The sequence below is a fragment of the Kribbella turkmenica genome (assembly GCF_004348725.1).
GTDB classification, from domain to species: domain Bacteria; phylum Actinomycetota; class Actinomycetes; order Propionibacteriales; family Kribbellaceae; genus Kribbella; species Kribbella turkmenica.
Genome location: NZ_SMKR01000080.1, coordinates 1 through 17,795, shown reverse-complemented (window position 1 = coordinate 17,795; position 17,795 = coordinate 1). Strand labels below are relative to the sequence as shown.

Below are 17,795 nucleotides of genomic sequence, written 5' to 3'. Positions count from 1 at the left end.
GATGACCGGCTACGTGATCCGCCGGCTCGTCGGCATGGTCCCGGTCGTCCTCGGTACGACGCTGCTGATCTTCGCCGCGGTGTACGCGCTGCCCGGCGATCCGATCAAGGCGCTGGCAGGTCCGGGCAGAGTCCTCTCACCGTCGGTCGAGGACGCGCTGCGCGAGCGGTTCCACCTGGACCAGCCGCTGTGGTCGCAGTACGGCCACTACCTCGGCGGGCTCGTCCGAGGAGATCTCGGGATCGATCTGCAGGGCCAGGAGGTGTCGGCGCTCGTCGCCCGGGCCTGGCCGTACACCTTGCAGCTCGGGCTCACGGCCTGGGCGATCATGGCGGTCGTCGGGATCTCGCTCGGCACCTTCGCCGGGATGCGCCAGGGCGGCACCGTCGACTGGGTCGTGCTGACCGGCACCACGGTGGTCGTCGGCGTACCGTACTTCGTGGTCGCGTACGTCGCGCAGATCCTGCTCGGGGTGAACCTCGGCTGGTTCCCGACCTCCGGCGTCCGCGAGGGCTGGCCGGCCAGCTACCTGCTGCCGGCCGCGGTGCTGGCATTGTTCGGCATCCCGGAACTGGTCCGGCTGACCCGCGCCAGCATCATCGAGAACCGGTACGCCGACTACGTCGACACCGCGATCGCGAAGGGCTTGCCGCACCGGATGATCGTGGTCCGCCACATCCTGCGGAATTCGCTCGTCCCCGTGGTCTCGGTGCTCGGGCTCAGCCTCGGCTACATGGTCAGCGGCACCGTGCTGATCGAAGGCATCTTCAACATCCCGGGGCTCGGGTACGTCGTCTTCAACGGCATCTCGCAGCAGAACGGCCCGGTCGTGGTCGGGGTCTGCAGCCTGCTGGTCCTCGTCTATCTGATGATCAATCTCCTCGTGGACATCGTCTACGGCCTGCTCGACCCGAGGATCAGTCTTGCCGGCCGCCGGTGAGTCGATCGAGGCGGTCGTCGCCGCCGTCCCGAGGGACCGGCGGCGGCTGCTGCGCAGGCCGCGGATCGCGATCCCGCTCGGCGTCGTGGTCCTGATCCTGGTCGTGGCCGCCGTACCGGGATTGTTCGCGCACACCGACCCGCGGGCCTGCGATCTCGGCAACAGCGGCACCGGCATGGTCGCCGGTCACCCGTTCGGTTTCGACATCCAGGGCTGCGATCTCTACAGCAACGTGGTGTACGGCACCCGGTCCTCGGTGACCATCGGGTTCACCGTCACGGCCGGCTGCGTGCTGATCGCGTTGGTGCTCGGGTGCGTGGCGGCGTACTACCGCGGCGTGGTCGACGCGGTGATCAGCCGGACGATGGACATCTTCTTCGGCTTCCCGGCGCTCGTCGGGCAGGTGGTCATCCTGAACACCCTCCACCAGCGCAACGTCGTCGTGGTGTCGGCGGTGCTGATCCTGTTCGCCTGGCCGGCCATGACCCGGCTGATGCGCTCGGCCGCCCTCGCGACCGTCGACCTGGACTTCGTGAAGGCTGCTCGCGGCCTCGGTGCGGGTCCGGTCCGGGTGATCGCGCGGCACGTGCTGCCGAACTCGTTCGCGCCGATCCTGGCGGTGGCCAGCCTCGGTGTCGGCGGGATGATCACGGCCGAGTCGGCTCTGACGTTCCTCGGTGTCGGACTGCGCGCCCCCTCGATCTCCTGGGGTGTCCAGTTGAACCAGGCACAGGACTCGTTCCGCGAGCATCCCCATCTGCTGCTGTTCCCGTCCCTGTTCCTGTCCGTGACCGTGCTGTCGTTCGTGATGCTCGGTGACGCGTTGCGCGACACGTTCGATCCGAGGTCACGATGACGACGCTGCTGGAGGTCTCGGACCTGACCGTGGAGTTCCGTACGGCGCGGGGCTGGGGCGTGGCCGTGGACGGCGTCGACCTCTCGCTGGCGCCTGGGCGGACCCTGGCGGTGCTGGGGGAGTCCGGTTCGGGCAAGAGCGCGACGGCGCGGGCGATCATGGGTGTGCTGCCGGCCACGGTCGGGCGGGTAGGGCGCGGACGGGTGCTGCTCGACGGCCAGGACCTGCTGCGGTTGCCGCCGCAGGAACGACGTGCCGTCCGGGGTGCTCGGGTCGGCATGGTGTTCCAGGACGCGCTGTCGGCGCTCAACCCGGTGCTGCCGGTCGGGTACCAGATCGGAGAAGGCTGCCGGGTGCATCTCGGGATGTCGCGGCGCGCCGCGCGCCGGCGGGCCCTCGAACTGCTCGACCTGGTCGGCATCCCGGATGCGCGCCGGCGGATCGACGACTATCCGCACCAGTTCTCCGGTGGGATGCGGCAGCGGGTGATGATCGCGACCGCGCTCGCCGCCGACCCGGAGATCCTGATCGCGGACGAACCGACAACCGCCCTCGACGTCACCGTGCAGGCGCAGATCCTGCAACTGCTCGCGACGCTCCAGGCCGACCGGCAGATGAGCCTGATGCTGATCACCCACGACCTGGGCGTTGTGGCCGGCATGGCGGACGACATCCTGGTCATGTACGCCGGTCGCGTCGTCGAGCAAGGCCCCGCGGACGACGTCTTCGAACGCCCCACGCACCCGTACACCCGAGCACTCCTGGACTCGATCTGCACGGCCGACCGCAAGGGACAGCCACTGCGCGTCATCAGCGGTCAACCACCTGACCTGGGCAATCTGCCGTCCGGCTGTGCCTTCCGCACCCGCTGCACACAGGCCGCGGACGTCTGCAGGACACTGCCGCCCGCCACAGCCGTGTCCCCGGTCCACCAGGCCGCGTGCCACTTCGCGGGCGGTGCGGCATGACCACGGTACTTCGGGCAAGCGGAGTACGGCGTACCTACCGGATCGGGAGCCTGCTGTCCGGCCGGCATGGGATCGTTCACGCGGTCGACGGCGTCGACCTCGAACTGCACAGCGGCGAGACGCTCGGGATCGTCGGCGAGTCGGGCTCCGGGAAGTCGACCCTGGCCCAGCTGCTGGTCGGCATGGAGCGGCCGAGCGCCGGACGGATCGAGCTGCTCGGTGAGTCGCTGCACACCATGCGCGGCCGGCGGCTGCGGCGCGCACGGCGCGACATCCAGTTGGTACACCAGGATCCGTACACCTCGCTGGATCCACGGATGACGATCGGTGCGATCGTCCGCGAGCCGTTGGAGATCCATCCGGCCGTCGTACCGCGGGGTGACCGGACGAAGGTGGTGGCCGAGTTGCTGGAGATGGTCGGGCTGAACCCGGACCAGTCCGAGCGGCTGCCGCACCAGTTCTCCGGCGGCCAACGGCAACGGGTCGGGATCGCCCGGGCGCTGGCGCTTCGTCCGAAGGTGCTGGTGTGCGACGAGCCGGTCTCGGCCCTGGACGTGTCGGTGCAGGCCCAGATCGTCAACCTGCTGGAACAGTTGCAGCGCGACCTGGGGATCGCGTACGTCTTCATCGCACACGACCTGGCCGTGGTGCAGCACATCGCGGACCGGGTCGCGGTGATGTATTTCGGCCGGTTCGTCGAGGAAGGCGACTCGGTACAGGTGTACGACCAGCCGCGCCATCCCTACACGAAGGCGTTGCTGGCAGCCGCGCCTGTGCCCGATCGTTCCGCCCGGCACCGTCCACCGGAGATCGTGCTGCGCGGTGAGCCGCCGAGTCCGCTCGACCCGCCGTCCGGTTGCCATTTCCGGACGCGGTGCTGGCTCGCCGAGGACCGGTGCGCGACCGACGATCCGGCCTTGGTGCACAGCGACTCGAGCGCGGTCGCGTGTCACTTCCCGTTGGACGAGCCGTTGCAGGGGGCAACTCATGCCCGGTGAGGACCCGACCGGCGGGCTCACCGCCGCGGAGGCTGCCGCCAGGTCGGCCGTCGTCTCGGTCACGTCGTACGACGTCACGCTCGACCTGACCGGGTTGCCTGAGGGCGAGTACTTCAGCTCCCGCAGCATCGTCGAGTTCTCGTACGACGGCGACGGCGGGCCCGGGATGACGTGGCTCGATCTGGTGGCCGACGGGGCCGACCACGTCGTACTGGACGGTGTCGCGCTGGACCCGGGCGAAGTGGTTCGAGGCGATCGGGTTCGCCTGGCACCGCTGGGTGGACGGCATCGGCTCGAGGTACTGGCCTGGCACCGGGCCGGCTCGGGGCGCGGCCTGTCGCGGAGTGCCGACCACGCGGTGTACGCATGGACTCAGTTCCAGCCGTTCGACGCCCGACGGGCGTTCGCGTGCTTCGATCAGCCGGATCTGAAGGCGACCTTCGCGTTCGAGGTGCGGGTGCCGCTGGACTGGCACTGTGTCAGCAACCGGCAGGAGTCGGAGGTGGTGGAGGAGGGCGACGTCGCGGTGTGGACATTCCCGCCGACGCCTCCGCTGCCGACGTACGCGGCGGCCGTCTGCGCCGGTCCGTTCCATGTCGTGAGGTCCGATCGCGGGCCGGTTCCGATGAGCCTCTGCGCACGGCGATCGCTGGCCGGAGCGTTGGAGCGTGACGCGGAGGAGATCTTCGAGCTCAGTCGGCGCGCACTGGCGCTGTTCGAGGATGCCTTCGGGATCGCGTACGACGGGGACTCCTACGATCATGTCTTCTTGCCGGACCAGCCGGGGGCGATGGAGAACCACGGCTGCGTGACCTGGAACGACCAGGTGCTGTACCGGTCGGAGCCGACCGCGGAGCAACGCCGACGACGCGCGCTTGTACTGCTGCACGAGATGTCGCACATGTGGTTCGGCAATCTGGTGACACCGCGGTGGTGGGACGGACTGTGGCTGAGCGAGTCGTTCGCGGACTGGGCGGCGCTCTGGGCGGCCGCGCAGCTCGGCGTCCTGGACAGCCGTTGGTCGGTCGCGACGGCCCTCGAGAAGGAACGCGCGGCCGACGCCGACCTGTTGTCGTCGACGCATCCGGTCAGCCGTCCGGTGCCGGACATCGCGGCGGCCGAAGCGAACTTCGACGCCATCACCTATGCCAAGGGCGCGTGCATGCTCCGTCAGCTCGTCGCTTCGGTCGGTGAGGACGCCTTCCTCGAAGCACTTCGCAAGTACTTCGCACAGCACGCAGGCGAGAACGGCAGCCTGCGCGCGCTGATCACTGCCGTCCAGCCCTTCACTGAGATCGATCTGTCCGCGTGGTCCAGGGTCTGGCTGGAGTCGAGCGGAATCACCACGCTCACCCTGGACGTGACCGACACCGGCGTGACCGTCGTCCAGAACGGCGTAGCCCGGCCGCACCTCGTCTCGATCGGTGTGTACGGCGGGGCGCCGCTCGCCGAGGTGGATCGGATCGACCTGCGGGTGGCCGAGCCGCGGACCGAGGTGCCGGCGTTGTCAGGTCGGTCGACGGCTCCGTTGCTGTTGCTCGACGACCGGGACACGACGTACGCGCTGTTGCGTCCGGATCCCCGGTCCGTGCGGACGCTGGTTGCCGCAGGCACCGAACTGGAGGACCCGCTCGCTCGCAACACCGCCCGGCGGACCATCCGAGGGCTCTTGCTCGACGGTCCGCTGCCGGCCGCCGAAGTCGTCGAGTACGTCGCCTCGTCACTGACAACGGAGACCGATCCGGTGCACCTCAAGGCGCTGACGAGTCTCGGTCTCGAGGCCGCCGGGACGTACGCGACGCCGCCGCAGCGAGAGTCGCTCGAACGCAAGCTGGCCGCCGCATGCGTCGCCGCCCTCGGCAGTGCGGATTCCGCGGCCAGGATCGTCCTGGTCGAGGCCTTGGCCGACTGTGCCGATACCGGAGACCAGTTGCAGTTGGTGGATTCGCTGCTCGCCGACTCGGAGGTACCACAACTGATCCGCTGGCGGCTGCTGACCCGCCTGGTCGCACTCGGCTTCGCGGACTCGGAGCAGATCGACGCCGCGGAGGATCGCGACGCCGACCCGGACGCGGTCTGGCAGGCAGCGGCCGCCCGCGCGGCAATGCCCATCGCCACCGCGAAGGATGTCGCGCTCGACCGGCTGCTGACGAGCCCAGGTGTGCCCACCGCAGTACTGCGAACTTTCGGCCCGGCCCTGTGGCAGCCGCGGCAGACGGTTCTCCTGACCGCGCGTGCGACGGAGTTCCTCGGGCGACTCGTGCCGTTCGCCCACGAGACCGACTGGTTCGCTGCGGCCCGTGTGGTCCGCTACGCCTTCCCGGCCACGGCCGTCAGCGAGCCGTTCGTCGCCCGCGTCCACGAGCTCGCCGCGACGTCCGAGTTGGCGCCGATTCTTCGGCAGAGCCTTGAAGATCAAGCAGAAATGGCACAGCGAGCACTCGCAGCACAACGCCTGACGGCCGACGGACAAGTTCGCTGACCCCGGCAACGTCCGCCAGCTGCCGGCCGAACCACGGAAGCAGTACAACGCGGTCACCGCGGAGCAGCCAGCGGCCGAAGGGCGGCTCGCCCCAGCGCCGAATCAGATGCCCTCAGCCGGGGCGAGCTCGAGGCGTACGTAGACCAGAACCGCACTGAACGACGCCTCGTCCTCGCTGTTCACTCAGCATGTGCTCAGGTTGCCGCCAATACCGTCCTGCGTATGACTTCTGATTTGACGCGCTCGGCGTCCAGTCCGGCTGGTGTGGAACTGCTCAGCAAGGTCCCGGAGGTGACGGTCTACTTCTGGCTGATCAAGGTACTCGGTACGACGGTCGGCGAGACCGCGGCCGACTGTCTGAACGAGACCCTCGGCTTCGGCCTGACCGGCACCACGCTGGTGACAACGGTCCTGCTGGTGGCTGTCCTGATCGCTCAGTTCCGGGCGGATCACTACGTGCCGGCCCTTTACTGGTCGGTCGTCGTGCTGATCTCGGTGGTAGGCACGTTGATCACCGACAACCTGACCGACGCGCTCGGCGTGCCCTTGGAGTTGACGACGGTGATGTTCGCCGTCGCGCTTGCGATCACCTTCACCGTCTGGTTCGGCCGGGAGGGCACGCTGTCGATCCACAGCATCATCACCCGACGCCGGGAGGCCTGGTACTGGCTGGCCATCTTGTTCACCTTTGCGCTGGGGACGGCGGCGGGTGACCTGGCGGCTGAGCAGTTCAGCCTCGGCTACTGGGTCTCGGCGGTGATCTGCGGTGGGATCATCGCCGCCGTCGCGATCGCCCACTACGGCCTGCGGCTCGGTGCGGTGCTGTCGTTCTGGATCGCCTACGTGCTGACTCGGCCGCTCGGGGCGTCGATCGGCGACTACCTTTCTCAGTCTCGCGATGACGGCGGCCTGGGCCTCGGGACTACCGGTACGAGCGCCGTCTTCCTGGCTGCGATCCTCGCGCTGGTGAGCTACCTGACCGTCTCTCGGACCGACCGGTTGGGGCCGGCCGAATGATGCCTGGGGAAGAGCGCTAGCGGGTCGGGAGGGATACCGTCGCGGTGGTGCCGCCCGAGGTGGCGGGCGTCAGCGTGACGGTTCCCCGGTGGGCTCGAGTGATTTCCTGGACGATCGACAGGCCGAGGCCGGAGCCGCCGCTGCCACGGGCCCTGCTGGCGTCCAGGCGCACGAAGCGCTCGAAGACGCGGACGCGATCGGCCTCGGGGATCCCGTCGCCGTCGTCGGTGATCGTGAGTACGGCGAAGCCGTCGTGCTCGGCCGTGGCCAGTGCGACGGCGGTGTGGGCAGCGAGGACCGCGTTGTCGACCAGGTTCCTGATCACCTGGCCGAGCCGCGCCGGGTCGCCCACGACCCGGACCGGGCGGATGTCGCCGGTGATCGTCAGTCCGCTGCCCGCGTTGCGCAGTCGCCGGATCTCAGCCTCGACCAGGTGATCGAGGTCGACTTCCGTTCGTTGCATCCGCAGGCCGGTGTCGTCCGCCTTCGCCAGGAGCAGGAGGTCCTCGACGAGGCGTCGCATCCGGTCGGTCTCGGCCACCAGCACCGGGCGGGAGTCTTGCCACGCTCGCCCGGTGGAGTCCGCCTCGGCGACCTCCAGCGCCGCGGCCAGAGTGGCCAGTGGCGACCGCAGTTCGTGGCTCGCGTCCGCGACGAACCGCCGCTGGGTCTCCTGCCCTGCCTGGAGCCGATCGAGCATCTCGTTCATCGTCGCCGCCAGCCGCGCGATCTCGTCCCGGGTGGCCGGCACCGGGACCCGTTCGGTCAGATCGCCCGCACCGATGCCCTGCACTCTGGACCGGATTCGTTCGACGGGTCCGAGCGCCCGGCCGACCAGCAGCCAGCCGGCTACACCGACCACGGCGAGCAGCAGGGGAAACCCGGTCAGCAGGTACTGCGTGACCGTGCCGACCGTCTCGCGCTGGGCCTGCACCGACGACGCGACGATCACGGTGAACCGCTGCCCTCGGTAATCCGTGCCCCGGGCAACGATCAGGTACGGGTGGTCGTCGTCGATCAACGGCAGCTGGCCGACCTCGACCTGCTCCGTCACGCCGGAAACCGGTCGCAGTCCCGTGAGCGGCGCGGTGCCGACACGGGCGGACGAGGTGGCGATGACGTGGCCGCGCTGGTCGAGCACTTGGATCAACTGGCTCGGCCGGGTGGTCTCCTGCAGGTCGCGCGCGAGCCCCGCAGTTCCTTCTTCACTGATCTGGCCGGCCACGTCGGCAGCGCGACCGTCGGCCGCGTCGGACACGCTGGTGATGAGGGCGCGCTGGAGGAGGAGCAGCAGTACGGCGGCGCCGACTGCGAGTGCCATTGCGACGACGATCACCGCGGCAGCAGTCGACCTGCTGCGAACGCTGGCGCGCCGCAGCACCCCCGTGGCCTTGTTCCACGCGAACACGAGCCGCGCTCCTTCCCAGCGGGCCGAGCCCTCGCTCAGGCCTCGGCACTGCTCATCCTTGCAGGTCAGTCCTCGCCCGACGGGTGAGGTAGGCGCCAGTGGCGACCAGGCTCAGCCAGGTGGCGGCGATCAGCCAGCCCGCTAGTACGTCGGTCGCCCAGTGATAGCCGAGGTAGATCCGGCTCAGACCGATTCCGACGCTGAACAGTACGGCGCACGCCGTACCCGTGATTTTCCAGGCCAGACGCCGGCCGCTCGCCCACAGCAGGCCCGCCAGCGTGAGCAGGAACACGGCCGAGTTCAGCGTGTGTCCGGACGGGAACGAGTAGCTCGTGTCGGCACTGCCCAACACGTAAGTCATACCCGGGCGATGCCGGCCGACCAGCAGCTTCACGCAGTAGGTGAGAGCCGCAGAGCCGGCCATGGCGACCAGCAAGACGACCGAAGGGCGCCACCGCCGGGTCATCAGGCGCAGAACCACTGCCGCGATCAGAGCGAGCGCCGACAGCACGGGGACATCGCCGATGAACGTCAAGCTCCTGGCCAGGTCGGTCAGTGGGATGGTGCGCAGGTGCAGCATGTCGTCGGTCAAACGTGGGTCGAAAGCTGCCAGTCCGTCGGACTCGGTTGCGGAGTCGGCCAACCCGGCGACGGCCACGGTGCCGACCGCGGCAGCGGCCAGGCCGACGGCAGGTCGGACGTAGCGGATCCGCCCTGAGGTCCGGGCAACAAGGTCTTGGGTCATCAGGCGATCAGCCACCATCACTGTCGAGTCGGTATCCCATGCCGCGCACGGTCTCGATCGCGTGCCGGCCGAACGGTGCGTCCACCTTGAGCCGCAGGTAGCGGACGTAGACCTCGACGACGTTGGGGTCGCCGTCGAACGCGGGGTCCCAGACGCTTGCCAGGATCTCCGTCTTACTGACGATGTCGCCGCGGTGCCGCATCAGGAACTCCAGCAGCCCGTACTCCCGTGGCGTCAGGACCAATTCCCGCCCGGCGCGCTCGACCCGGCGGCGGGCCGGGTCGAGGCTGAGGTCGCCGGCCACCAGCACAACCGGACGTTCCGGTCCGCCGCGCCGGATCAGCGCGCGGAGCCGGGCGACCAGGACGAGGAAGCTGAACGGTTTGGTCAGGTAGTCGTCGGCGCCGAGGTCGAAGGCGTCGGTCTGGTCGTACTCGCCGTCCTTGGCGGTGAGCATCAGCACCGGCGTCCAGACACCCCGCTCACGCAGCGTCTCGAGCACCTTGTAGCCGTTCAGCTTGGGCAGCATGATGTCGAGCACGATCACGTCGTAGCTGTGCTCGGTGGCCGCCCAGACGGCATCCTCGCCGTTGTGGACCAGTTCGACCACGAATCCGGCGTCGGTGAGTCCCCGGCGGACCGTGTCGGCCAGCCGGACCTCGTCCTCCACCATCAGCACCCGCATGGTCCTAGTGTCGCCGCCCGTCGCTGAGAGTCCGCTGAGTGCCGTCACCGTACCGTTCGCAGGCTGGCGAAAAGATCGTCCAACGGCTTGCCGGGTAGCCGGCCGTGTTCGACGTACCACTCCCGGCCGAGCACCAGCCGGAACATCCACAGTGGCAGCTTCAGGAGCAACCCGAGCGTCCGCTGCCCGTGGTCCGAGCTGGCCTGGCTCGCGTGCGCCCGGAACGCTGCCCGCTTCTGCCGTGCATAGGCCCGTACGTCGACCTGGTGGGTGATGGCCGGCGCCGGAGAGTAGGCCCCGTCGTAATCGGCGACGCGGACCTCGGGCAGTACGCCGGGAATCGCCCCGACCAGCCTGATCAGTCGCTGGATCAGCGCCCGGTCGATGGTTGCCTCCAGCACCAACGGCGTACCGGCCCGCTGACCGGCATACGCCCCGACCGCGTGGACCTGCCGGTGATCGGGGTGCCCGTAGCCACCGGCGGGGTCGTAGATCGTCAGCGCGTCCGCCCTCTCCTCCCGAAGCAAAGCGATCAGGGGGGCGGCCGCGTCCTCGACTGCCATCCGGCTGAACGTCCCCTCGCGTGGTCGTCGCGTCGATCCCGAGTCGAGGAAGCCGAAGCGGACGACCCGGGCGCACCCCAACGCCGCCGCGGACCGATCGAGCTCGTCGCGCCGGTAGGCCGCGAGCATTCCGGCCGTTCGGTACGCCGCCGCTGCGGAACCGGCCTCGCCATCGGTGGCGACAGCGAGCACCACGCGGTGTCCTTCCGCCGCGAGCCTGGCGAGCGTGCCACCGGTCAAGAGCGCTTCGTCGTCCGGGTGCGCGTGGAAGGACACCAGCGTGTACGCCATGCGCCGAGCATCGCATGCGCCGCGAAGCCGGCCCAGTCGCTCTCAGCGGCCTCTCAGCAGCCACCTTCCACGATGAACCGGAGCAGAGCCCAGAGCCGAACAGGACTCCTGATGACCACTACCGGCAGGACCCGTCGAGTGATCACCTCGATCCTCAGCGGAGCCGCGACCGCTGGACTGATGCTGTTGCTCCCGCGCGTGGTCGGCTCCACCTGGAAAGCTGTCGGCGACGTCCTCAGTCAGGTCCCGCTGTGGGACCTCGCGGCGCTGGCGGTCGTCTGGATCGGCGGGCTGTGGTCGCACTCGTTCGTGCTCGCTGCGTCGCTGCCCGGGCTGACCAGACGTCGCGGTCTCACCCTCAACCTCACCGGCAGCGCGGTGGCGAACGTGCTGCCACTCGGCGGTGCGGCGGGGACCGGCCTGAACTACGCGATGACCCGTCGTTGGGGCTTCAGCCCAGCGGCGTTCGGCGGGTTCCTGGCCGTCACGACGTTGCTCAACGTGGTCGCGAAACTCGGCGTGGTCGCGGTGGCACTTGCCCTGGTCCCGTTCATTCACAGCGCCTCAGCCTTCAGTGCCACGAGTCTGCTGTTCCTTCCCGTGCCCGTGGCGGTCGCGGTGGTCGTCTGGGTGCTGGCTGACGTCAACGTGGCGACTGCCTTCGGCCGGGCCGTCGACCGGCTGATCCGGACCTTCCGGCGCGACCACCGGTCGCAGCTGGCCAGCACCGTGCCGGAGCTGCGTCACTCGGTCCTGCGCGTGTTGAGAGCGGGGTGGCGCCCGATGACGGTCGGTATGCTCGCGTATCTCGCGCTCCAGTTGGCGCTGCTGTGGTTGTGCTTCCAGGTCCTCGGGATCTCCCTCGGCCTCCCCGTGCTCGTCACCGCTCTCGCGGTCGGGCAACTGCTGTCGTTGGTCCCCGTCACACCGGGCAGTGCGGGTGTCTTCGAGGTCGGCACCGCGGCGGCGCTGGTGGCGCTCGGCGGTGATCCCGCCGGGGTGACGGCCGGATTGTTGCTGTTCCGCGGCTTCACCTACCTGCTCGAGATCCCGGTCGGAGGCGTGACGCTGGCGATCTGGTGCTGGACGCATCGCCGGCCGGCTGCCCGGGAAGCCGTGGCCGGATGAGAATCGCTCTGGTCAGTGACTGCTTTCTGCCGCGGGTCGGCGGCATCGAGCTGCAGGTTCACGACCTGGCCCGTCAGCTCGTCCGAGCCGGTCACTCGGTGACGGTGCTCACCACGACAGCCGGGCCGCCTGCGACGACGACCTTTCCGGTCGTCCGGCTTCCGGCGCTCGCCGGAATACCGTTGCCGGCGGCGGCCGACGTACTGCGGAACGGGATGAGCCGGTTCGACGTCGTGCACGCCCACACTTCGCTGATCTCGCCGCTGTCCTGGCAGGCCGCCCGCATCGCGCAGGCCGGCGGAGTCGGGACGGTCGTCACGCTGCACTCGCTGCCAGGCCCTACGGTGCTATGGCCGCCGGCATGGCTGGACCGCCGCCTCGGCGATGTCGGGTGGACAGCGGTCAGTGACGTCGTTGCCGACGTCCTGCGGAGGTCGCTGCCGGGCCGGACCGTCGACGTGCTGCACAACGGCATCGACGCAGCTGCCTGGCGGCGGCCGCGACGGTCCGGGCACCCTCTCACCATCGTCAGCACGATGCGGCTGACCCGGCGCAAACGGCCGGTCGCGCTGGTGCGGACGCTCGAGCTCATCCGCGACCAGCTGCCTCCGGGACGGGCCGTGCGAGCGATCCTGGCCGGCGCAGGGCCCCAGGCGCAGACGGTGGCCGCGGAAGTCCGGCGGCGCGGGATGTCGGAGTGGGTGCGGTTGCCGGGACGGCTGACCCGCCACGAGCTTCAGCAGCTTTACGCCGGCGCCGACGTCTACCTCGCGCCGGCGGAGCTCGAGTCGTTCGGTGTGGCGGCGCTCGAGGCAAGGTGTGCCGGACTGCCCGTGGTGGCAATGGCGTCTGGTGGTGTCGGCGAGTTCGTCCGGCACGGCATCGAGGGATTCCTGGTCGACAGCGATACCGCGATGGCCGCGACCACGGCCGCGCTGCTGACGGATCGCGAGCTGCTCGCCCGTATGCAGGTGCACAACCGCAGCACGGATCCGGTGATGACCTGGGACGACGTCGTCGTACGGCACCTGGCCGCGTATCGGACTCAGCGTGCTCTCAGCGGTCTGTCCCTAGCGTCGGCACCATGATTCCCGACGACTCCACCACCGCTTCGCTGTCCGGCTGGGGGCGGGCAGTCCATCGACACAGTCGGATTCGCCGGCCGGACTCGGACGAGGCGCTGGTCCAGACCGTGCTCTCCAGCCCGAAAGTCACCATCCGGGGCGCCGGCCGGAGCTACGGCGACGCCGCCCTGCCGGGACAGGGCACAGTCCTCGACCTGACCGGCCGCGACCGGATCATCTCGTTCGACCAGGCCAACGGCGTGATCGTGGTGGACGCCGGCGCGCTGCTCAGCGACATCGTCGAGCAGACGCTTCCACTCGGCTGGCTGCTCCCGGTGATCCCCGGGACCCAGCGGATCACGGTCGGAGGTGCGATCGCGAGCGACGTCCATGGGAAGAACCATCCGGGCGCAGGGTCGTTCGGCCACCACGTGCTCTGGCTCGCGCTGCTCCGCTCAGACGCGACGATCGCTCAGCTCTCGGCCGGCCACCATCCCGACGATTTCTGGGCGACGATCGGCGGGATGGGGCTGACCGGGGTGATCCTGCGGGCGGCGGTCCAACTTCAACGGGCGGAGACCGGCTGGGCGACCCGGACGCGTCACCGGACCCGTTCGCTCGGGGAGACGCTGTCGGTCCTGCGCACACTGGCCATCCGGCAGGAGGCGGACCCGGAACGCCATGTCGTCGGATGGCTGGACGCGGGGGCCGCCGGCCCCCGGCTGGGCCGCGGTATTGTGGACGACTTCCGGCCCGCGTCGACCAGAGAGTTGCCGGCGGCGGTCGCACCGTTCCCGGAGCGGCGCGGCGTGGCCACCCGCAGCCCGCGGTCCCTGCCCGGTCCGGGACTGGTGTCGAGGGCAACGATCGTGGCGGCGTCTGCGGCTCGATGGCATCTCGGCAGGCCGGGCAAGCCACATCTTCTGCCGTTGGATGCCGCGCTGTGTCCGCTGGACCGCGCCCAGTCGTGGCCGGCTGCCTTCGGCCGTGAGGGACTGATCCAGTACCAGCTCGCTGTACCGCACGAGGCATCTGCCGTCATCGCCGACGTCCTCACTTTCCTTGTCCGCCGCAGGATGTCTCCGGCGCTCGCCACCCTGAAGAATCTCGGCTACGGCACAGCAGGACCGCTGTCCTTCCCGATCCGTGGATGGACGTTGGCCGTCGACCTGCCTGCTCGCTGGCTGCGCGACGCGGCCGTGCTGCGACCGGTGGACCGAATGGTCGCGGACGCGGGCGGCCGGGTCTACCTGGCGAAGGACCTCACCACGGACCCGGCCCTGATCCCGGCCATGTATCCCCGCCTGAAAGCGTGGCAGCGAACTCAGTGCCGCCTGGACCCCGAACGCCGCTGGTCCTCCGCGCTGGCCGAGCGCCTGGACCTGCTGTCATGACAGCCGGTACTGCGTTGCTCGTCGGCGGCTCGTCCGAACTCGGTCTCGCCGTTCTCGAGGAACTCCTCGGGCCGCCGCCACGTCGCGTCGTCCTCGCCGGTCGCCCGAGCGGTGAGCTCTGGCGAAACGCGGAGCAGCTTCGCGACATCGGGTACTACGTCACGACCGCGCAGTACGACGCCTGTCTGCGAGCCGACGAGATCGAGGGGATGCTCACCCACGCGTGCACCGACCATCCCCTCAGCCTGGCTGTGGTCGCGATCGGTACGATGTCAGCGGAGTCCTTCGCCGAAGGGATCGTCGTCAACGGGCTGTCCGTCGCACTGCTGCTGCGTGCACTGGTTCAGCGAGGACCAGAGCAGGTGGTGCTGCTCTCCTCGGCTGCCGCGGTCAGGCCGAGGCAGTCGATCGCGGCCTATTCGCTCGGCAAGCAACTCGCGGACTCAGCAGCCGTCCTGCTGGCCCGGCAGGCGGCGGAGAGCGGCGTACGGATCCTCATCGTCCGCGCCGGGTTCGTCACCACCAGGATGACGGCAGGGATGGCGAAACCACCGTTGGCCACCACGCCTGATCGGGTGGCCCGAGCCGTGGCACGGGCCGTGCACGCTCGCCGGCGGGTCGTCTGGGTGCCACGCGGCATGGAACTCGCCGTACGGATTCTCAACCTGGTGCCGCGCCGGCTCTTGCCTGCCGGCTGGCGATGAACGCTCTCCGGTTCCTCTCAGCGTCCATTCGCTGTACTGGACAAATGATCACAACGAGAAGCCGCCGCCGAGCGCGGAAACGCTGGATTGCGTTGGTCTGTTGTCTACTGCTGGTCGTCCCGGCCGTGTCCTACGTCCGTGCCCTGCTCTACCCGGGTAGCGCGAGCTTCGCGGTCCGCTCGGTGGAGTGGGCCCGCGATCACGGTGGCGGCATGCTCATCGACACCATCGAGACCTGGCGGTATTCCCGACACGCTCCGCCGGCGGACGGTGCGCCGCAGGACGTCGCGGCCGGCGGGAACGGTCCTGGCGACAGCGCGGCCGGCGGCCAACTGCGCGCAGGGACGGACCTGCCGCCGGTCAAGACGCTGCCGGGCATTCGCCCGGCACCGCAGGAAGGGGTTTGGAGCGCTGCGCGGCGCTCCGCCACCGGGACACCGCTGCTGTGGACGACCTGGTTCCGGCCCGACCCGGCCCACCTGCCTGTCACGGTCGGAGTGGCCCTGATGCCGCGGAATGCGGATCGGTTGCGGCTGATGCCGGGCACCCGTGAGCCTGTGGCCGGAATGTCCTCCACCGACGGCTATTCGGTGCCGGCTGACGATCGGCGTTCTCTGGTGGCAACCTTCAACGCGGGATTCAAGATGCAGGATGCCCACGGTGGCTGGTGGACCACGGAGTCCGCAGCCGTGCCGCTCGCCGACGACCGCGCCTCAGTGGTGATCCTCCGCGACGGTACGGCGGTGGTCGGAACTTGGAACCGGACGGTCCGGATGACGCCGGACGTCGTCGCCGTACGGCAGAACCTGGACCCGGTGATCGTCGACGGGAACATCGTCGACGGGTTGACCGCCAACGCCCAGGGTCGGTGGGGGAGTGCCCGCAGCCAGTTCCAGTACACCTGGCGGTCCGGGCTCGGAACCGATGCCCACGGCAACCTCGTCTACGTCGCCGGTCAAGGGCTCACGCTGGCCACCCTGGCCTCGGCGATGCACCAGGTAGGGATCCAGCAGGGGATGGAGCTCGACATCCACGCCGCCATGGTCAGCTTCGACATCGAGCAGCCCGCGCCGAACGGCACGGTGACCGGCAAGCGGCTGCTCGAGTCGATGAACTCGCCGGCGGATCGCTACCTCGTCGACGACCAGCGCGACTTCTTCTATGTCGTGGCGCGATGACAGATCTCCGTACGCCGCCAATCGTCGCGAGCCCCGAGCCGGCCGGCCGGGCGCTGCTGCGGTTGAGTCGGCCCCGGCAATGGCACAAGGCCGTGATGCTGTTCGCGGCCCCGGCGGCCGCCGGGGTACTCGATGATCCCATCGCACTGCTGAGAGCCCTGATCGCCGCCGTCGGATTCACCTGCCTAGCGATCGCGATCTACGCCTTCAATGATGTCCGCGACGCGCCCGACGATCGTCGGCATCCGCAGAAGCGGTTCCGGCCGGTCGCAACCGGCTCGGTCAGCCCTACGCAGGCCGTGGCGTGGGGCTGTGCGGCCGCGCTGGCCGGCCTGGGTACGACGGCAGCGCTCGGCTGGGCGACATTCGGGCTCGCCGTGACGTACCTGGTCGCACAGGTGCTTTACGTTCTCGGGCTGAAGCATGTCGCAGTGGTCGACCTGATCGTCGTGGCACTCGGCTTCGTCATCCGCGCCGCCGCGGGTGGTACGGCGACCGGGCTGCCGGTCTCGCACTGGTTCCTGCTCGTCTCGCTGTTCGGTGCGTTGTTCCTCGTCACGGGCAAGCGCAAGGCCGAGCACTCGGCGGCGCGGATCGCGGTCAGCCGCCCGGTGCTGGCGGCGTATCCGCCGGCCTGGCTGGATCAGGTCATGACGGTGGCCCTTCTCGGTTCGGCGCTCTCGTACGGGCTCTGGGCATTCCAGTACTTCGGCCAGGACGCCATCCGTGAGCTGCTGGCCATCTCGTTTCTGCCCTTCCTGACCGGCCTGCTGCGCTACGGCCTGTTGGTATCGACCGGCCACGGCGAGCTGCCCGAACACGAGCTGTTCCAGGACCGCGTGCTCTCGATCGCCGGCGCCACCTGGGCTGCCCTGGTCGGCTCCGGTCTGTACCTCAGCTGACACGGGGTTCCCGACGAGCCTGGCACCCGCAAGAGCTCCGTTGACCAACGGGACCATGCTGTTGGCGGCCGGCGCATCCGGACCGCCGTAGTACTCGATTCGACCCGGCAGCAGTCTTACGGTTGCCGCTAGCAACTTGTCACTGATTGGAGAACCACCGAGGGGTGCCGGCAATGGCGTCGGCCCAGTCATGCGCCCGCCGGCGTGTCTCTCCCAGTGGAAAACGCTCGCTCGGCAAGGTGTGCCTTGCTTGGCGACAGTTCCGAGAGGCGGGATGGGCGGCTTCGGATCTGCGGGATGGGATCGCGGCGTCTGAAGCTGCGATGGCGAGGTTGCGGTGTGCCCTGGATGCCGGGGGGGGCAGGGACTCGGAAGCCAGACCGACCGTGACACGTTGATCATGACGCTGCTGTCGCCTTCTTTCGCAGAGGGTGAAGGAGGCTGGGACGACGTGCCCTGCGGACGCCGAGAC

At 69.4% G+C, this 17,795-nt stretch carries 16 protein-coding genes; 12 read left to right on the top strand and 4 right to left on the bottom strand.

From position 1 onward, the window contains the following. Position 1: 1 nt before the first annotated feature. The 6 genes from E1218_RS19080 (at position 2) to E1218_RS19055 (ending at position 7,261) form a co-directional block, all read left to right on the top strand. Positions 2-940, top strand: a complete 939-nt coding sequence (locus tag E1218_RS19080; RefSeq protein ID WP_132321995.1) for an ABC transporter permease — start codon at positions 2-4, stop codon at positions 938-940. Beyond that, positions 924-1,796: an ABC transporter permease gene (locus E1218_RS19075; protein WP_132321993.1), complete on the top strand. Its 873-nt coding sequence runs from the start codon at positions 924-926 to the stop codon at positions 1,794-1,796. The genes E1218_RS19080 and E1218_RS19075 overlap by 17 nt, the downstream gene beginning before the upstream one ends. Beyond that, the gene (locus E1218_RS19070) at positions 1,793-2,764 is read left to right on the top strand and encodes an ABC transporter ATP-binding protein (protein ID WP_132321991.1); all 972 of its coding nucleotides are present in this window, start codon (positions 1,793-1,795) and stop codon (positions 2,762-2,764) included. Before E1218_RS19075 ends, E1218_RS19070 begins: the two co-directional genes overlap by 4 nt. Further along, on the top strand, positions 2,761-3,762 hold the full coding sequence (locus E1218_RS19065; protein WP_132321989.1) for an ABC transporter ATP-binding protein: 1,002 nt from the start codon (positions 2,761-2,763) through the stop codon (positions 3,760-3,762). The genes E1218_RS19070 and E1218_RS19065 overlap by 4 nt, the downstream gene beginning before the upstream one ends. Then, positions 3,752-6,244, top strand: coding sequence for an aminopeptidase N (gene pepN, locus E1218_RS19060; protein ID WP_132321987.1), 2,493 nt, complete (start codon positions 3,752-3,754; stop codon positions 6,242-6,244). Before E1218_RS19065 ends, pepN begins: the two co-directional genes overlap by 11 nt. Positions 6,245-6,466: 222 nt before the next feature. After that, entirely contained in the window at positions 6,467-7,261 is a 795-nt protein-coding gene (locus E1218_RS19055) for a COG4705 family protein (RefSeq protein WP_132321985.1), read from the top strand. Positions 7,262-7,277: 16 nt separating this feature from the next. On the opposite strand, the gene E1218_RS19050 is transcribed toward E1218_RS19055, so the two are convergent. From E1218_RS19050 to E1218_RS19035, 4 genes are all read right to left on the bottom strand, one after another. Continuing rightward, positions 7,278-8,582, bottom strand: coding sequence for a sensor histidine kinase (locus E1218_RS19050; RefSeq protein ID WP_132321983.1), 1,305 nt, complete (start codon positions 8,580-8,582; stop codon positions 7,278-7,280). Between the two features lie 139 nt (positions 8,583-8,721). After that, positions 8,722-9,414, bottom strand: coding sequence for a phosphatase PAP2 family protein (locus E1218_RS19045; protein WP_165949326.1), 693 nt, complete (start codon positions 9,412-9,414; stop codon positions 8,722-8,724). Between the two features lie 7 nt (positions 9,415-9,421). Continuing rightward, positions 9,422-10,099, bottom strand: a complete 678-nt coding sequence (locus E1218_RS19040) for a response regulator (protein ID WP_132321979.1) — start codon at positions 10,097-10,099, stop codon at positions 9,422-9,424. Positions 10,100-10,143: 44 nt separating this feature from the next. Beyond that, a complete protein-coding gene (locus E1218_RS19035) occupies positions 10,144-10,953 on the bottom strand; it encodes a PIG-L deacetylase family protein (protein WP_132321977.1) in 810 nt (269 codons plus the stop codon). A 111-nt stretch (positions 10,954-11,064) separates the two neighbouring features. Between E1218_RS19035 and E1218_RS19030 the strand changes: the two genes are divergently transcribed. Genes E1218_RS19030 through E1218_RS19005 form a run of 6 tightly spaced genes read left to right on the top strand, consistent with a single transcriptional unit; the run spans position 11,065 to position 17,323 of the window. Next, positions 11,065-12,081 carry a lysylphosphatidylglycerol synthase transmembrane domain-containing protein gene (locus E1218_RS19030; protein WP_165949325.1) on the top strand — a complete coding sequence of 339 codons (1,017 nt, stop codon included), beginning with the start codon at positions 11,065-11,067 and terminating at the stop codon, positions 12,079-12,081. After that, positions 12,078-13,169 carry a glycosyltransferase family 4 protein gene (locus tag E1218_RS19025; RefSeq protein WP_132321973.1) on the top strand — a complete coding sequence of 364 codons (1,092 nt, stop codon included), beginning with the start codon at positions 12,078-12,080 and terminating at the stop codon, positions 13,167-13,169. Before E1218_RS19030 ends, E1218_RS19025 begins: the two co-directional genes overlap by 4 nt. Further along, complete coding sequence (locus E1218_RS19020; RefSeq protein WP_132321971.1) at positions 13,166-14,539, top strand: FAD-binding oxidoreductase; 1,374 nt, start codon at positions 13,166-13,168, stop codon at positions 14,537-14,539. The genes E1218_RS19025 and E1218_RS19020 overlap by 4 nt, the downstream gene beginning before the upstream one ends. Then, positions 14,536-15,243, top strand: coding sequence for an SDR family NAD(P)-dependent oxidoreductase (locus E1218_RS19015; RefSeq protein WP_165949324.1), 708 nt, complete (start codon positions 14,536-14,538; stop codon positions 15,241-15,243). The genes E1218_RS19020 and E1218_RS19015 overlap by 4 nt, the downstream gene beginning before the upstream one ends. A 44-nt stretch (positions 15,244-15,287) precedes the next feature. After that, on the top strand, positions 15,288-16,421 hold the full coding sequence (locus E1218_RS19010; RefSeq protein WP_165949323.1) for a phosphodiester glycosidase family protein: 1,134 nt from the start codon (positions 15,288-15,290) through the stop codon (positions 16,419-16,421). Beyond that, positions 16,418-17,323 (top strand): decaprenyl-phosphate phosphoribosyltransferase, encoded by a 906-nt coding sequence (locus tag E1218_RS19005; RefSeq protein WP_132321965.1) that lies wholly within the window; start codon positions 16,418-16,420, stop codon positions 17,321-17,323. Before E1218_RS19010 ends, E1218_RS19005 begins: the two co-directional genes overlap by 4 nt. Positions 17,324-17,795 lie beyond the last annotated feature (472 nt).

Bases quoted from the DNA above. Each gene is read 5' to 3' on its own strand.
- E1218_RS19025 (WP_132321973.1), top strand. From the start codon at position 12,078: ATGAGAATCGCTCTGGTCAGTGACTGCTTTCTGCCGCGGGTCGGCGGC.
- E1218_RS19030 (WP_165949325.1), top strand. From the start codon at position 11,065: ATGACCACTACCGGCAGGACCCGTCGAGTGATCACCTCGATCCTCAGC.
- E1218_RS19055 (WP_132321985.1), top strand. From the start codon at position 6,467: ATGACTTCTGATTTGACGCGCTCGGCGTCCAGTCCGGCTGGTGTGGAA.
- E1218_RS19050 (WP_132321983.1), bottom strand. From the start codon at position 8,582: ATGGCACTCGCAGTCGGCGCCGCCGTACTGCTGCTCCTCCTCCAGCGC.
- E1218_RS19045 (WP_165949326.1), bottom strand. From the start codon at position 9,414: ATGACCCAAGACCTTGTTGCCCGGACCTCAGGGCGGATCCGCTACGTC.
- E1218_RS19010 (WP_165949323.1), top strand. From the start codon at position 15,288: ATGATCACAACGAGAAGCCGCCGCCGAGCGCGGAAACGCTGGATTGCG.
- E1218_RS19080 (WP_132321995.1), top strand. From the start codon at position 2: ATGACCGGCTACGTGATCCGCCGGCTCGTCGGCATGGTCCCGGTCGTC.
- E1218_RS19020 (WP_132321971.1), top strand. From the start codon at position 13,166: ATGATTCCCGACGACTCCACCACCGCTTCGCTGTCCGGCTGGGGGCGG.
- E1218_RS19015 (WP_165949324.1), top strand. From the start codon at position 14,536: ATGACAGCCGGTACTGCGTTGCTCGTCGGCGGCTCGTCCGAACTCGGT.
- E1218_RS19035 (WP_132321977.1), bottom strand. From the start codon at position 10,953: ATGGCGTACACGCTGGTGTCCTTCCACGCGCACCCGGACGACGAAGCG.
- E1218_RS19040 (WP_132321979.1), bottom strand. From the start codon at position 10,099: ATGCGGGTGCTGATGGTGGAGGACGAGGTCCGGCTGGCCGACACGGTC.
- E1218_RS19065 (WP_132321989.1), top strand. From the start codon at position 2,761: ATGACCACGGTACTTCGGGCAAGCGGAGTACGGCGTACCTACCGGATC.
- E1218_RS19070 (WP_132321991.1), top strand. From the start codon at position 1,793: ATGACGACGCTGCTGGAGGTCTCGGACCTGACCGTGGAGTTCCGTACG.
- E1218_RS19005 (WP_132321965.1), top strand. From the start codon at position 16,418: ATGACAGATCTCCGTACGCCGCCAATCGTCGCGAGCCCCGAGCCGGCC.
- pepN (WP_132321987.1), top strand. From the start codon at position 3,752: ATGCCCGGTGAGGACCCGACCGGCGGGCTCACCGCCGCGGAGGCTGCC.